The following is a 13,694-nucleotide window of genomic DNA, read 5'->3' as shown; positions in this document are numbered from 1 at the left end:
CGTCGTCCACCCGGTCATCGGGGGCACCAGTCGCCGAGCAGGCGGAAGAACTCCTCCTCGGTGCCGGTGAGCCCCGCCTCCATCAGGGCCCGGTCCGCCTCGGCCAGCGCGGCGGTCGGGACCACGGGTGGTCGGCGCGCGTCCGACGGCCCGTCGAAGGCGGCTCGTACGGTGTGCAGGAGACGCAGATAGGCCTGGACGGCGGCGCGCTGGCGGTCGGTCAGGACGGCGGTCGGCATCGGTCGGCTCTCCCCGGTTTCGGCCGTGCGACGGGACGTCGCGCGGCGGTTCGTGCACGGCACGCGCCGGCGGTACGCGGACGGCCGCCGCGCGCACCTCGGGCGCACCTCCCAAGCTTGCCGTCCGCCACTGACAATCCCGTTCGCCTCCCTGCTGGTTCGCCCGCTTAGCCGAGGCGAAACCCGGCCGAAATCCAGCGGGGAACACGCCCCCTACGCTGGGGAGCAAGGGCTTTCACACGCCTTCGCGGCGGCCGGCGGAAGGGAGGCGGGCGGTGGAGGACGTCCCGGGCGGGCGCCCGCGGCGCGCACCCAGGCTGCGCCCCGTGGGCGAGGGCGAACTGCGCCCGCGCCACCGGATCGTGCACGGTTACCGGCGCGCCTATCGTCTGGCCGGCCAAGGCCCGGCGCTCGTCCTCATCCACGGCATCGGCGACTCCTCGGCGACCTGGGCGGAGCTGATCCCCGACCTGGCCCGCACCCACACCGTGCTCGCGCCGGACCTGCTCGGCCACGGAGCCTCCGACAAACCGCGCGCCGACTACTCCGTGGCCGCGTACGCGAACGGGGTACGCGATCTGCTCACGACTCTCGGCATCGAGTCGGCGACGCTGGTGGGGCACTCGCTGGGCGGCGGCGTCGCCATGCAGTTCGCCTACCAGTTCCCCGAGCGCACCGAGCGGCTGATTCTGGTCAGCGCCGGGGGAGTGGGCAGGGAGGTCAACCCGGTGCTGCGGGCCGCCTCCTTGCCCGGAGCGCACCTGATGCTCTCCGCGCTCCGCCTGCCCAGTATGCGGCTCAATCTCGGCCTGTTCGCCCACCTGATGCGACTGCTGGACACCGATCTCGGCCAGGACGCGGCCGAGCTGCTGACCCTGGTGGACGCGCTGCCGGACGCCACGTCCCGCAGCGCCTTCATCCGCACGCTGCGGGCCGTGGTCGACTGGCGCGGCCAGGCGGTCACCATGCTCGACCGCTGCTATCTGACCGAGGGCATGCCCACCCTGCTGATCTGGGGCGACCGGGACGGTGTGGTGCCGGTGCGGCACGCCCACCGGGCGCACGAGGCGATGCCCGGCAGCCGTCTGGAGATCTTCGAGGGCGCGGGCCACTTCCCGTTCCACACGGATCCCGCGCGCTTCCTGGCCCTGGTCGAGGAGTTCACCAGCGGCACAGCCCCGGCGGAGTGGAGCCGCGACCACTGGCGGGCGCTGCTGCGGGCCGGCCGTCCCGACACGTCCGGGAACCGGGCGCCGGACAGGGACGTACGGGAGGCGAGCGAACGCAGCGCCACGTGACGATCATCTGTTTGAGGTGCGGCCGCCGACCGCTACCAGTAGGGCCGTCACAAGGTACGGCAGCGCGGCCCATACGAAGGCGGTGCTGTGCGTGGTGGCCGAGCTGACCGCCGCGTACGCGCCGTACACCGCCATCGTGGCCACGTCGGTGCCAAGGCTTGCCACCGAGGTCAGGGTGGCCCGGTGCCCGTCGTCGATGCGCGTCTGGAGCCGGGCGTCGGCCAGCACCGTGGCCAGTTGGAAGCCACCGAAGGCGAGGGCCACGAGGACGAGGCCGGCCGGTGTCCGCAGCGCTGCGCCGGTGGCCAGGGCGAGCGCGGCGCTCGCGAGGAGTCCGGAGAGTCCGGCCCGGCCCAGGCGTGCGCACGCCCCGGCCGACAGACCGCCGGTCGTGGCCCCGGCCCAGACGAGGAGGAGCGGGTAGGGGACGGCTTCGTCGGGCACGCCGGTGCCCCGTACCAGGAGCGGGGTGTACTCGTCGAGCGCGCCCCACACGGCGCCCACGGCCGGGACGAGCAGCAGGGCTCCGCGTACGGACCGGTCGGCCCGGGCCTCGGCGAGCCCCGCCCGCAGCGTCCTGGCCCAGTCGCCGCTCCGTGCGGCCGGCGCCCGGTGTTCCGGCAGCCGGGTCGCCGTCGCCGCCGCGAGGAGGCAGGCCAGCGCGCTCGCCGCGCCGACGGCCGGATAGCCGCCCAGGGCGAATACCGGGCCGGCGAGCGCCATCGCCGCCATCACGGCCACCAGCCCGGCCGCGCGGATCCGGCCCATGACACGGGCGTAGCGCTCGGCGGCGCCGAGTCGGCCCAACTCGTCGTACACGAGCGCCTCCAGCGCCCCGGAGCCGAGAGCTCCGCCGGCGCCCCAGAGGACGAAGCCGAGGGCGAAGGCCCCGTACGACGGGACGAGCACCCACAGGGCGAAGGCAACGGCGGTGAGGAGCGGGCCGAGCCACAGCAGCAGCCGACGGGAGAGGGCGTCGGCCCAAGCGCCGGAAGGAATTTCCAGGAGTACGCCAGTGACCGACCAGAGGGCGAAGAGGGAGGAGATCTGCCACAGCGGCAGACCGGTGTCGATGAACAGCAGCGCGTACACCGGGTAGAGCAGGACGAAGTCGTTGAGGAACGCGTAGCAGTACAGCTTCGCGGTCAGCCGCCGGACCCCGGTGGCGGGCACACGTGCAGGTGAGAGTGTCATGAGGCCTTCCCGCAGGGACAGTTCGGACGCCGGGAGCGGGGCGTCCGAGGTGGCCCTCGGGAGGCATGGCTGCGGGATCAATGTCGCCAGGTCATGGCACCGCATGGTAGGCGGTGGGTCCCGTGCGGCGCAGGGAATTGCGCACGACCGTCCGCAGGGCGTCCGTCCGCTGCCGCCACCCGCTGTGCCCGTTCGAGGGGAACATCCCGCGGAGCCGTCCCACGCATCCCCCACCCTCGGCGACGTCCCGGCAGGTCACAGGGGGTGGAATCCCGTAAGGGCGTCATGTGCCCAGGGATCGCTGGGGCGGGACGGGGCGGCCGGGCACGGTGGTGTCGTGCCGACGGACCACGAGGGACCCACCGGGGGACCGTCCGCCGGCCGACGGAAAGGATCCACTGTGATGTCACGCAAGCGCATCGCCCTCGTAGCCGCCGGACTGGCCCTGGCGGGTGGCCTCGCCGCGGCCCCGGCAGCGACCGGCGCACCGTCCGCCCGGTCTGCTCAGTCCGCCGCGAACGTGGAGGCCGCGGCCAACAAGTGCTCCGGCTGGAAGGAGATCCACATCACCGGCGGCGCCGCCAAGTACATGGAGTGCACGAAGAAGGTCAACGGCAAGTCGTACGCCTCCGGCGCCTTCTACCTGTGGGACACCAAGCGCGACGGCAAGGCCGTCCAGGCGTACGCGGAGACGGACTACGACCACTGGTACGGCGACGACGTCACCTGGTCGCACTTCTACGGCTGGGCCGACGACACCCACCACAGCCCGAAGATCAGCACGGGCTGGCACCCGGGCAACGACTTCGGCCTGGTGATCGAACTCAAGTAGGCGCCTCGGCCTCGGTGACCACTTCGTCGGGCTGGTCACTGCCCGGTGGGCGGCTCGATCAGGTCGGTCGGGTCGGTGTTGGCCCCGCACAGCACGACGCAGACCTTCTCCCCCCTTCCGGGCCGGTAGCTGCGGTCGGGGGTGTCGGGCCGGACCGGCAGGTCGCCGTCGGGCAGACGCTCGTCGGGTGTGGTGAGTGCGGCGAGGGCGGTCGCGGCGCCGTGTTCGACGGCCACCTTGCGGTGGTCCCACAGTGCCTTGCGGGCGCGGACGATCTCAGCGTCCGGTACCAGTACGGAGTGCACGCCGTCCTGCTGGGCGGCGTGCAGGGCCATGGCGGAGGCGCGGCGGGCGCCGAGGGAGTCGGCGGCGACGGAGTCGACGGTGACGTCGACGGGTCGGCCGGCCCGCAGGGCGGCGTTCAGCGCGCGGCAGTTGTCCGGCTCGACAGCCACGGTGCGGATGCCGTGGTGCCGGGCGGCGGTCGCGACGCCGGCGAACAGGCCGCCGCCGCCGACCGCGACCACCACGGTGTCCAGGCCGGGGATCTGCTGGTGGATCTCCTCGAGCAGGGTGCCGGCGCCGGCCGCGATCAGCGGGTGGTCGTAGGCGTGGGAGGTCAGGGCGCCGGTGGTGGCGGCGAAGTCCTCGCACGCGCCCAGGGCGTCGGCGTACTCGGTGCCGGTCAGCCGTACGCCGGCGCCGTAGGAGCGGAGCTTGGTGACCTTCACCTGCGGGGCGGTGGCGGGCAGGAAGACGGTGGCCTGGACGCCCTGCTGCTGGGCGGCCCAGGCGCAGGCCAGGCCGGCGTTGCCGCCGGAGGCGATCGTCACCCCGGCCTCGGGGAGGGTGCCGGCGTCGAGGTGGGCCTGGAGGAAGTTCTGCGCGCCGCGGGCCTTGAAAGACCCGGTGTGCTGCATGAACTCCAGTGCCAGCCACACCTGGCACGGCTGTTCGGGGCCCTCGTCCGGGGCGTCGCGTCGGCCGGTGCGGATCGCGCCGGGATCGACGCGGGCGAGGGTGACGGGGCGGATGCGGCCGGCGATCCGGTCGGTGGCGTCCTTGACGTCGCCGTACGTGAGCTGGTGCACGGTGTCGCTCGCGGCTCTGAGAGACAGGCGTCAGGCCGCACTCTCCCGGGCCTCGCCGTCCTGCGGGCCTTCCGCCGATCCCGTGACCGCCTTCCACTCGTCCGCGGTCAGCGGCGGCGCCGTCAGGAGCGGGCGGCGGGGGCCGCGCAGCACGGCGATCACGACGGCCGGTCGGACCAGTTCGCTCATCGGCTTCGACAGGGTGACCACGTCGAAGAACGCCTTGGTGACGAGCGGTCGGCCGGTCGCGGTGAGCATCAGCCGGTTGACGTACGCGCCGAGGACGCGGTTGGCAAGGCCCGGTGCCTTGCCGATCGCGTCCGGGTAGTGGATGTCCGTGCTGGTCGCGAACTCCCAGGCCGTCCCCACCGGACGGGCCACCGCCCGCTGCACCCGCCGCGCGAGCCCCGGCGCGGCAGGCCCGTGCCGGGCCACCAGCTCGCCCAGCGCCACGGCACCCTGCGCGGCGACCGAGAGCCCGTGCCCGTAGACCGGGTTGTACGTGGCCACCGAGTCGCCGATCGCCACGAACCCCTCGGGCCAGCCGTCGACCTTCTCGTAGAAGCGCCGGCGGTTGACCGTGCTGCGCGTGACGACCGGGTCCGACAGCGGCTCCGCGTGTGCGATCAGCTCGCCCACCACCGGATGCCGCACGCTCGCGCGCGCGAACGCCTCGAACTCCTCGGCGGTGGAGGGCGGTTCGCCGCCGCGCGTGCCCGACAGCGTCACCAGCCACCGTCCGCCCTCGATCGGCTCGATGGTCGTGGTCCGCCCCGGCACCGGCACCGTCGCGTCCGACTGCACGTTGACCAGCGGGAACTCCTCGGTGCCCGCGGGCGCCCGGAAGATCCGGCTGGAGTAGACGAGCCCCGAGTCCACCTCCTCCAGGGGCGCCGCGGGCACGCCCAGGTCCTTCAGCCAGGCCGCCGCGCGCGAACCGCGTCCCGCAGCGTCCACGACGAGGTCGGCCGCCAGCACCCGCTCCTCGCCGTCGGCCGTCCGCACCCGCACGCCCGTCACCCGCGACGCGTCGCCCTCCAGGGACAGCAGTTCGGTCCGCTGCAGCACCGTCACCCGCTCGCTCCCGGTGACGCGCTCACGCACCACCCAGTCGAGCAGATCACGGCTGCACGCGATCATGAACTGCATCTCGGGCCAGCGCCGGAACCAGCCGCGCGGCTGCAGCGACACGAGCCCCGTGGGCAGCGGGACGCGCCGGGCGCCCGCCGCGAGCCACGCCTCGGTCACCCCCGGCAGCAGCTGTTCCATGGCGCGGGCGCCCCCGGACCAGATCACGTGCACATGCCGGGCCTGCGGGAGCCCCTTGCGCGGTTCGGGGCCCTCGGGCAGCACATCCCGCTCGACGACGGTGACGTCGGCGTGGGCGCGCAGGGCCGCGGCGGCCAGCATGCCGGCCATGCCGCCGCCGATCACGACGGCACGACGCGGTCTCGCGCCCGGGGAGGTGCTAGCGGGTTCGTTCATGGAAGTCGCTTCCTGGCCTGGTCCCGGCCGGCCCCCGGGCGGCCGCGACGACGGGTGACTGACGCAGGGCGACCGACATCCGCACGAGGTCGCGGGGGACCTCCAGGGACGCGGCGGGAGCGCTGTCCGTCCCCGCCGAGCTGATCACCCTGCCCTCCGGATCGGCTGCCCTCGCCCGCACGGCCGCCGCCACCATCGCCGCGTCGGCCTCGGCCTGCGCGTGGACGGGGTCGGAGCCGGCCGCCAGGGCGGCGTCGTAGGCGCGGGAGCGCACGTCGGAGTCGAAGTAGCAGTACAGGCCGAGCATGCCGTCGTGGATGTCGGACTCCCGCTGGGTGACCTGGAGTTCGACCGGCGACCACCAGGAGATGCGCACCCCGTGGTCCGCGTGTGCGGACACCGGTCGCAGCTCGCGCCACAGCGGCCCGAGTCGGCGGTAGGTCGCCCAGGTGCTCCAGCTGTCCCCGACGCGCTGGCAGGCCAGCGGAAGGCAGAAGCCGACCGCGCTGATCTGCGCCCCCGCGGACGCCAGCACCGGCGCCGCGTCACTGCTGAGATAGTCCAGGTCGTGGCCGTACCAGCGGGCGACGACGGCGGTGAACTTGGTCGTCAGATAGGCCAGGTTGAACAGATAGCCGGTCACGATGATCAGCAGTCCGACGCGCAGCCAGCCGCGCACCTGCAGGGCCCAGCGTCCGCACATGAAGTTCATCGCGACGCCCGCCACGGTGAGGGCCAGCAGGTACAGCACGATCATCTCGCGCATGTACGGGGTGCGCGCGTAGTACGTGTCGAAGTCGACGAGACGTTCCACCGGGGCGTCGCCGAGCGCGAACAGCGTCACCAGGGCGACGATGACCACCCCGTACCCGGTGATGATCCTCCGGGTGGTGCGCCGGGTCTGCTCGGGCGGCCCGCCGCGCCAGTTGACGACGAGGACCAGGCAGGACGCGCTGAACGCGCTCAGCAGGCAGTACACCAGGGGTGCCGAGACATTGGTGATGCCGGTGTGGTCGTTCACCTTCGCGATGGTCGGGGGCGCGGCGAAGAAGAACACCAGGCCGGCCAGCGCCATCAGCGCGCACACCGACCTGAGCAGCGGATCGCGCCACGAACGGGCCAGTGCGGGCGTCTTGAAGGTGAGCGCCAGGCCCATCGCCGCGGCCGGAACGTAATAGCTGGAACCGTCCATGGAATCGGCGCCCGCGCCCCTCAGCCCCGCGGTCCGCGATAACCGAGCGACGCCTCGATCCGCCCCGCCAGGTCGTCCCGTTTGACGGGCCCGCGCAGGGACGAACCGACCAGCCAGGTACGGCACTTGCTCGCCAGCAGCAGCCCGAAGCTCTCGGCGTCCTTCTCGTCGGCGAGATCGAAGTGCGTACGTGCGGCGACCTTGTGGACGGTGGCCCGCAGATCCGCCGTGTCGCTCAGCAGCCGCGCCGCGACCGCGGCGCCCTCCACATGGTGGCCGTGGTGCCCGGCGTTCATGTGCCACAGCTCGTGGCCGAGGATCACCAACTGGTGGTCGGGGGCGGTGCGTTCCTCGATGACGACGAGGTCCTGGTCGGCCATGTCGAGCCAGAGGCCGCTGGCCGTGCCCGGCGGGAAGGGAGCCGTGCGGAACTGGACGGGCCGGCCGCGGCGTCTGCTCATGCCGTCGCACAGCGCGGCGTACAGGTCGGCGGGTTCCGCCGGCGCCGGGAGCGAGAGCTCCGCGACCAACTCGCCGCACAGGCGGCGCATTTCCCTTCCGATGCCCACGGTTCTCTCCCGGATCACGACTCGGGCCGCTTGACGCTCTCCAGGAGCATGTCCAGCCACTCGGCGACCTTGTCCCGGTGCTGGTCGGTGGGCAGCTGGGCCGCCCGCCAGGCGATGCCGCGGACGCCGTGGTCCTGCAGCAGCCGCTCCAGCGGGTCGTCGGCGGCCTCGGCCGTCGCGCGCTCGCGGTCCGCGAGCTGCTGGAGGAGCTCCTGCTCGGAGCGCTGGAGGGCGTTCGCGAGCGCCTCCGGGTCCTCTGCCGTGAGGAACCCGGCATGCACGCCGAAGAAGCGCTGAATGGCGTCGCAGTGCTCCATGGTGGGGCGCCGGTCGCCATTGATGAGGGCACCCGCCTGCTGCCGCGACATGCCCGCGCCGTCGGCGATCTCCTGCTGGGTGTACTTGCGCCCGCTGGGTTTGAGCCGGGTGCGGCGCAGCAGGTCCAGTCGCTGCAGGAAACGCGCCTGCAGGTCCGGCTCGCCGGCGGGCACTCCGCTCAGCAGGGCCTTCACCACCGGCTCCGGGACGCCGGACTCGACCGACAGCCGCGCGACGTCGAAGATCCGCTCGTACGACACGCCCAGCCGGTCGGCGAGGGCGGTGACACGGGCCACGACGGCCGGCAGCAGACCCGGCGCCGCGGCTCCCGGCACCTCGAAGCCATCCGTCACCGACAGGTCTCCTACGTCTCGCTCAGGTCGTTGTTCTCGCTTGCCCGGAACCAACCGGAGAGTAGCCGTTCCCTCGAACGGACATCCAGGTCTCGCCACAACTGTGGCGAGATTCAGCCGTCAACAGGCGCCAAATGCCACGATAGTTGACACGCTGGATGCGGGGCACCAGGATCAAGGCGCCACGTGAAGGCCGCAAGGGCAAGAGGGGTGACCTCCCGATGGCGTTTCAGGCAGGAGGGCAGCGGTCGCAGCCGCGGTGCCTCCCCGAGAGTCCGGAAGCACGGGCGTACCTGCAGGACTATGCCACGCTCCTCGAGGCCGTCCCCTTCCCGTCCGTCGTCTTCGACCACCGCTGGGACGTGGTGCTCGCCAACAGCGCGTTCAGGACACTGTTCAGCGGGGTGGCATCCCATCCGACGGCCATGCCCTGCGACAACTTCCTGCGGTTCGTGCTGTTCCATCCGGACGCGGGCACGGTCCTCGGCGAGCACGAGTCGAACTGGTGCCTGCCGATGCTCGCGCACTTCGCCGCGGCCGTGGAGCGGCACGGGCAGGACCACGGGCTGCAGTCCATCCGCCGGGACATCGCCCAGGACCCCATCATGGAGGCCGCCTACCGGGACGGCCTACCGCACTGGATCCGCGCGGCCGGACCGCACGCCGTGGAGCACGACGGGGCGGTACGGCCGTTGCTCCACCCCGACCCGCGCTGGGGCACCGACTGCCGGGTTGTGGGGGAGACCCCCAAGACCCTCCAGGACATGGGGTACTCCCGGCTGACCCTGGTGATGCGCGAGGCCCGCCGCTCGGCACCGGCCCGCCGCCCGCGCCGCGCCCGGCACGCGGCGAACCACCTCAGCGTGGTGCCCGAGCTGCCGGCGTAAGGCTGCCGCGGAGGCCCCGGCTCCGTCGGTGTTCAGGTCACCGACGGCGCCGGGGCTCGTTCTTGCCGTGCGTCAGCCGTCGCGGTCGCGCGGCACCGGCGGCAGGGCCCAGTACGGCGGCAGGCTCTACAGAGTCACCCGCAGCGCGATGAGCCGTGCTGTCGATTCCTGGACGCACCGTTCGGCCAGTTCCCTGGCCGCATCCCGGGCCCCGTCCTGCACGGCGCGGACGAGGGAGCGATGGCGGCCGGCCACCTCATCGCGCCAGGCGTCGTCCCCGAGGACGAGACACAGCAGTGCCCCGACCTCCGTCTGGAGCGCGATCTGCTCCCGGGTGAGCCGGGCCGACTGCGCGGCGGCGGCCAGCTCCACGTGGAAGCGGCCGTAGACGCGACTGCGCGCCGCCGCGTCCCCGGCCGCGGCGAACTCCTCCAGGGTGCGCCGCAGGTGCTGAAGATCGTCCGGTTCGGTGCGCTCGGCGGCGAGCCGGGCAGCGACGCCGGAGACGGCCGCCCAGTGGTCACCGAGGTCCCGCAGCTCCTCCGTGCTCCAGTCGGCCAGCCGCTGCCTGAGCCGCTCCTCGGCCGGGTCCGCGGGCAGCGAGACGAAGCTGCCGCCGCCGCGCCCCCGCCGGGTGGTGACCAGCCCCTGCTGCCGCAGCGCCATCAGCGCCTCCCGCAGGGTCACGGTGGACACGCCGAGCTGCCCGGCCAGCTCCGCCTCCCCGGGCAGCTGCTCCCCGTCGGCGAGCAGCCCGAGTTCGATGGCGTCACCGAGCCGGCGGACGACCGTTTCCACACGCGCCCGGGTGTCCACCGGAGCGAACACGGCTCTCCGGGCGGTGCCGTCCCTGTTCTGCTTCACGGCCACCACCTTGTGCATTGACTCAATCTTTACCTTAAGAGGGTCTTGAGCTTCGAACTATGACTTGAGCTTTGAACTATGACTTCATATCTTTACGACCCAGGGTAAGAACGGAACAGTGCTTCAGAAAGGTTCCCGTCCATGGAGGGCAGCGCGGTCCGGCTCCAGGGCCTGCGGAAGGAGTTCGGCGGCACCACCGCCGTGGCCGGGGTCGACCTGGAGATATCCGACGGGGAGTTCTTCTCGATGCTCGGCCCGTCCGGCTCCGGCAAGACGACCGTCCTGCGCATGATCGCGGGCTTCGAGAGCCCCACCTCCGGCACGGTGGAACTGGCCGGTCAGGACGTCACCGGACTCGCCCCCTTCGAGCGGGACGTCCACACCGTCTTCCAGGACTACGCGCTCTTCCCGCACATGACCGTCGAGCAGAACGTCGCCTACGGCCTCAAGGTCCGCAAGGTGCCCAAGGCCGAACGGCTCAAGCGGGCCCGCAAGGCGCTCGCCGACGTACGCCTCGAAGGCTTCGGCAAGCGGCGGCCGAGCCAGCTCTCCGGCGGCCAGCGCCAGCGGGTCGCACTCGCCCGCGCCCTCGTCGGCCGCCCCCGCCTCCTGTTGCTCGACGAGCCGCTCGGCGCCCTCGACCTCAAGCTGCGCGAGCAGATGCAGGTCGAGCTCAAGGCCCTCCAGCGCGAGGTCGGCATCACCTTCGTGTTCGTCACCCACGACCAGGAGGAGGCCCTGACGATGAGCGACCGCATCGCCGTCTTCAACCAGGGCCGCATCGAACAGATCGGCACCCCCGCCGAGATCTACGAGCGCCCCGCGACCGCCTTCGTCGCCTCCTTCGTCGGCACCTCGAACCTGCTGCAGGGCGAGGCCGCCGAGCGGGTCACCGGCGCCCCGGGCACGTACAGCATCCGGCCCGAGAAGATCCGGGTGCTGAAGGAGTCCGCCCTCGCCGACGAGCCCGAGCACTCCACCGCCACCGGCACCGTCGCGGAAGTCGTCTACCTCGGCGACGCCACCCGCTTCCTCGTCGACCTCGACGCGGGCGGGCGCCTCACCGCACTCCAGCAGAACCTGGAGACCTCCTCCGAGGACGTCGCCGCCTACCGAGGCACCCGGGTGCGCCTGACGTGGCACCGCCGCCACGCCGTCCAGGTCCCCACCGCCCGCTGACCATCCCCCACGCCAGGTCACCGTCACGTATGGAGAACGTCGTGCGTCTCACCCGAACCCTCCAGGTCGCCGCCAGTGCCGCGGTGCTACTCGCGGCCACCGCCTGCGGCTCGTCCGGCTCCGGCTCGGGCGGCTCCTCCTCGTCCACCGGCCTCAACCCGCCCGATCTCAAAGCGCAGTCGAAGCTGGGCAAGAACGAGGGTCAGGTCAACCTGGTCGCCTGGGCCGGCTATGTCGAGGACGGCTCCAACGACCCCAAGGTGAACTGGGTCGGCGACTTCGAGAAGCAGACGGGCTGTCAGGTCCACTCCAAGGTGGCGGCCAGCTCCGACGAGATGGTCAAGCTGATGAAGACCGGCGAGTACGACGCCGTGTCCGCCTCCGGCGACGCCTCCCTGCGCCTGATCGCCTCCGGTGACGCCGCCCCGGTCAACACCGACCTGGTACCGAACTACAAGGACGTCTTCAGCGACCTGAAGCTGCAGGCCTGGAACTCCGTCAAGGGCAAGGCGTACGGCATCCCGCACGGCCGCGGAGCCAACCTGCTCATGTACAACACGGAGAAGGTCAAGCCCGCGCCGACCTCCTGGTCCGCCGTCTTCGACGACGCCGCCAAGTACAAGGGCCATGTGACGGCGTACGACTCCCCGATCTACATCGCCGACGCGGCGCTGTACCTGAAGGCCACCAAGCCCGAGCTCAAGATCAAGGACCCGTACGCGCTCGACCAGAAGCAGTTCGACGCGGTCGTCGACCTGCTCAAGAAGCAGAACGGATACGTCGGCGAATACTGGGGCGACTACCTCAAGGAGGTCTCCGCCTTCAAGAGCGGCGACTCCGTGGTCGGCACCACCTGGCAGGTCATCGCCAACCTGGCGAAGAGCGAGGGCGCCAAAGTCGATGCCGTCGTGCCCAAGGAGGGTTCGACCGGCTGGTCCGACACCTGGATGCTCTCCTCCAAGGCCAAACACCCCAACTGCGCCTACCAGTGGATGAACTGGATCATCTCCCCGAAGGTGAACGCGCAGGTCGCCGAGTACTTCGGTGAGGCCCCCGCCAACGCCAAGGCGTGCGCCGAGACCAGCGACAAGAACTTCTGCACCACCTTCCACGCCGCCGACACGGCGTACTGGAAGAACATCGCCTTCTGGAACACGCCCATCGAGCAGTGCCTCGACGGCCGCAGCGACGTCAAGTGCGTGCCGTACGCCAAGTGGGTCCAGGCCTGGACCGAGATCAAGGGCTGAGGCACGACGATGACCGCCACCGCGCAGGCCGCCGGACGGGCCCCCGTCCGGCGGCTCGCCGGGATGCTGCACCGCCGCCCGCGGCTGCGGCTGTCCCTGCTGCTCACCGCCCCCCTGCTGTGGCTGGCCGTGCTCTACCTCGGCTCGCTGGCAGTGCTGTTCGTCTCGGCGTTCTGGACGACGGACTCCTTCACCTCCGAGGTGGTGAAGGTCTGGTCGACCGACAACTTCCACGCGCTGCTGACGACCTCCGTCTTCCGCCAGGTCATCTGGCGAAGCATCGTCGTGGCCCTCGCGGTCACCGTCCTGTGCGCGGTGATCGCCTTCCCGCTCGCCTTCTACACGGCGCGCGTCGCGAAGCCCAGGTGGCGACCGCTGCTGGTCGTCGCCATCCTCACCCCGCTGTGGGCGAGTTACCTGGTCAAGGTGTACGCCTGGCGACTGATCCTGTCCGAGGGCGGGCTCGCCGACTGGACGCTGGAGCCGTTCGGGCTGAGCGGTCCCGGGTTCGGCCTCCCGGCGGCGATCATCACCCTGACGTACCTGTGGCTGCCGTACATGATCCTGCCCGTCCACACGGCGCTGGCACAGCTGCCCGCCAACCTGCTGGACGCCTCCGCCGACCTGGGGGCGCGGCCCGGCCGCACCTTCCCCTCGGTCGTCCTGCCGATGGTGCTGCCGTCCGTCGCCGCCGGCTCGGTCTTCACCTTCTCGCTCAGCCTCGGCGACTACATCACCGTGCAGATCGTCGGCGGCAAGACCCAGCTGATCGGCAACCTCGTCTACTCCAACATCGAGCTCAACCTGCCCATGGCCGCCGCGCTGGGCACGGTCCCGGTGGTGGTCATCGTGCTGTACCTGCTGGCGATGCGCCGCACCGGCGCGCTCAGCAGCCTGTAGAACTCCCGAGCCACCACAACTCGGCAGCCTCCAGAAGAGGTCCCAC

Annotated in this window: 14 protein-coding genes; 6 read left to right on the top strand and 8 right to left on the bottom strand. The window is 71.8% G+C overall.

Annotation, left to right across the window (positions count from 1 at the left end; all coding sequences use genetic code 11):
• Positions 1-14 precede the first annotated feature (14 nt).
• Complete coding sequence (locus AB0N14_RS15410; RefSeq protein ID WP_366026137.1) at positions 15-239, bottom strand: hypothetical protein; 225 nt, start codon at positions 237-239, stop codon at positions 15-17.
• Between the two features lie 275 nt (positions 240-514).
• On the opposite strand from AB0N14_RS15410, the gene AB0N14_RS15405 reads away from it, so the two are divergent.
• Positions 515-1,537 (top strand): alpha/beta hydrolase, encoded by a 1,023-nt coding sequence (locus AB0N14_RS15405; RefSeq protein ID WP_366026136.1) that lies wholly within the window; start codon positions 515-517, stop codon positions 1,535-1,537.
• Between the two features lie 3 nt (positions 1,538-1,540).
• On the opposite strand, the gene AB0N14_RS15400 is transcribed toward AB0N14_RS15405, so the two are convergent.
• Positions 1,541-2,731 (bottom strand): MFS transporter, encoded by a 1,191-nt coding sequence (locus AB0N14_RS15400; protein WP_366026135.1) that lies wholly within the window; start codon positions 2,729-2,731, stop codon positions 1,541-1,543.
• 403 nt (positions 2,732-3,134) lie between these two features.
• Here AB0N14_RS15400 and AB0N14_RS15395 point away from each other — a divergent pair, with 403 nt between their 5' ends.
• Positions 3,135-3,563, top strand: a complete 429-nt coding sequence (locus tag AB0N14_RS15395) for a hypothetical protein (RefSeq protein ID WP_366026134.1) — start codon at positions 3,135-3,137, stop codon at positions 3,561-3,563.
• 35 nt (positions 3,564-3,598) lie between these two features.
• Here AB0N14_RS15395 and AB0N14_RS15390 read toward each other — a convergent pair whose 3' ends face one another.
• The 5 genes from AB0N14_RS15390 to AB0N14_RS15370 are packed head-to-tail and all read right to left on the bottom strand — an operon-like array spanning position 3,599 to position 8,571.
• The gene (locus AB0N14_RS15390; protein ID WP_366026133.1) at positions 3,599-4,654 is read right to left on the bottom strand and encodes a threonine/serine dehydratase; all 1,056 of its coding nucleotides are present in this window, start codon (positions 4,652-4,654) and stop codon (positions 3,599-3,601) included.
• 30 nt (positions 4,655-4,684) lie between these two features.
• Entirely contained in the window at positions 4,685-6,139 is a 1,455-nt protein-coding gene (locus AB0N14_RS15385; protein WP_366026132.1) for an FAD-dependent monooxygenase, read from the bottom strand.
• Positions 6,123-7,331, bottom strand: a complete 1,209-nt coding sequence (locus AB0N14_RS15380) for an MAB_1171c family putative transporter (protein ID WP_366026131.1) — start codon at positions 7,329-7,331, stop codon at positions 6,123-6,125. Before AB0N14_RS15380 ends, AB0N14_RS15385 begins: the two co-directional genes overlap by 17 nt.
• Before the next feature lie 20 nt (positions 7,332-7,351).
• Positions 7,352-7,882: a toxin-antitoxin system, toxin component gene (locus AB0N14_RS15375; RefSeq protein ID WP_366026182.1), complete on the bottom strand. Its 531-nt coding sequence runs from the start codon at positions 7,880-7,882 to the stop codon at positions 7,352-7,354.
• 32 nt (positions 7,883-7,914) lie between these two features.
• The gene (locus tag AB0N14_RS15370; RefSeq protein WP_366026130.1) at positions 7,915-8,571 is read right to left on the bottom strand and encodes a helix-turn-helix transcriptional regulator; all 657 of its coding nucleotides are present in this window, start codon (positions 8,569-8,571) and stop codon (positions 7,915-7,917) included.
• 221 nt (positions 8,572-8,792) lie between these two features.
• Between AB0N14_RS15370 and AB0N14_RS15365 the strand changes: the two genes are divergently transcribed.
• A complete protein-coding gene (locus AB0N14_RS15365) occupies positions 8,793-9,458 on the top strand; it encodes a hypothetical protein (RefSeq protein WP_366026129.1) in 666 nt (221 codons plus the stop codon).
• A gap of 126 nt (positions 9,459-9,584) precedes the next feature.
• On the opposite strand, the gene AB0N14_RS15360 is transcribed toward AB0N14_RS15365, so the two are convergent.
• Entirely contained in the window at positions 9,585-10,340 is a 756-nt protein-coding gene (locus tag AB0N14_RS15360) for a GntR family transcriptional regulator (protein ID WP_366026128.1), read from the bottom strand.
• A gap of 123 nt (positions 10,341-10,463) precedes the next feature.
• Between AB0N14_RS15360 and AB0N14_RS15355 the strand changes: the two genes are divergently transcribed.
• From AB0N14_RS15355 to AB0N14_RS15345, 3 genes are read left to right on the top strand one after another with little or no spacing between them, the layout of a single operon-like run.
• Positions 10,464-11,501 carry an ABC transporter ATP-binding protein gene (locus AB0N14_RS15355; RefSeq protein ID WP_366026127.1) on the top strand — a complete coding sequence of 346 codons (1,038 nt, stop codon included), beginning with the start codon at positions 10,464-10,466 and terminating at the stop codon, positions 11,499-11,501.
• A gap of 41 nt (positions 11,502-11,542) precedes the next feature.
• A complete protein-coding gene (locus AB0N14_RS15350; protein WP_366026126.1) occupies positions 11,543-12,748 on the top strand; it encodes an ABC transporter substrate-binding protein in 1,206 nt (401 codons plus the stop codon).
• 9 nt (positions 12,749-12,757) lie between these two features.
• Complete coding sequence (locus AB0N14_RS15345; RefSeq protein ID WP_366026125.1) at positions 12,758-13,648, top strand: ABC transporter permease; 891 nt, start codon at positions 12,758-12,760, stop codon at positions 13,646-13,648.
• Positions 13,649-13,694: the final 46 nt, after the last annotated feature.

The sequence above is a fragment of the Streptomyces sp. NPDC051104 genome (assembly GCF_040682835.1).
Lineage (GTDB): Bacteria > Actinomycetota > Actinomycetes > Streptomycetales > Streptomycetaceae > Streptomyces > Streptomyces cynarae.
Note: the sequence above shows the minus strand (reverse complement) of the source record. Positions and strands in the feature narration are given on the sequence as shown.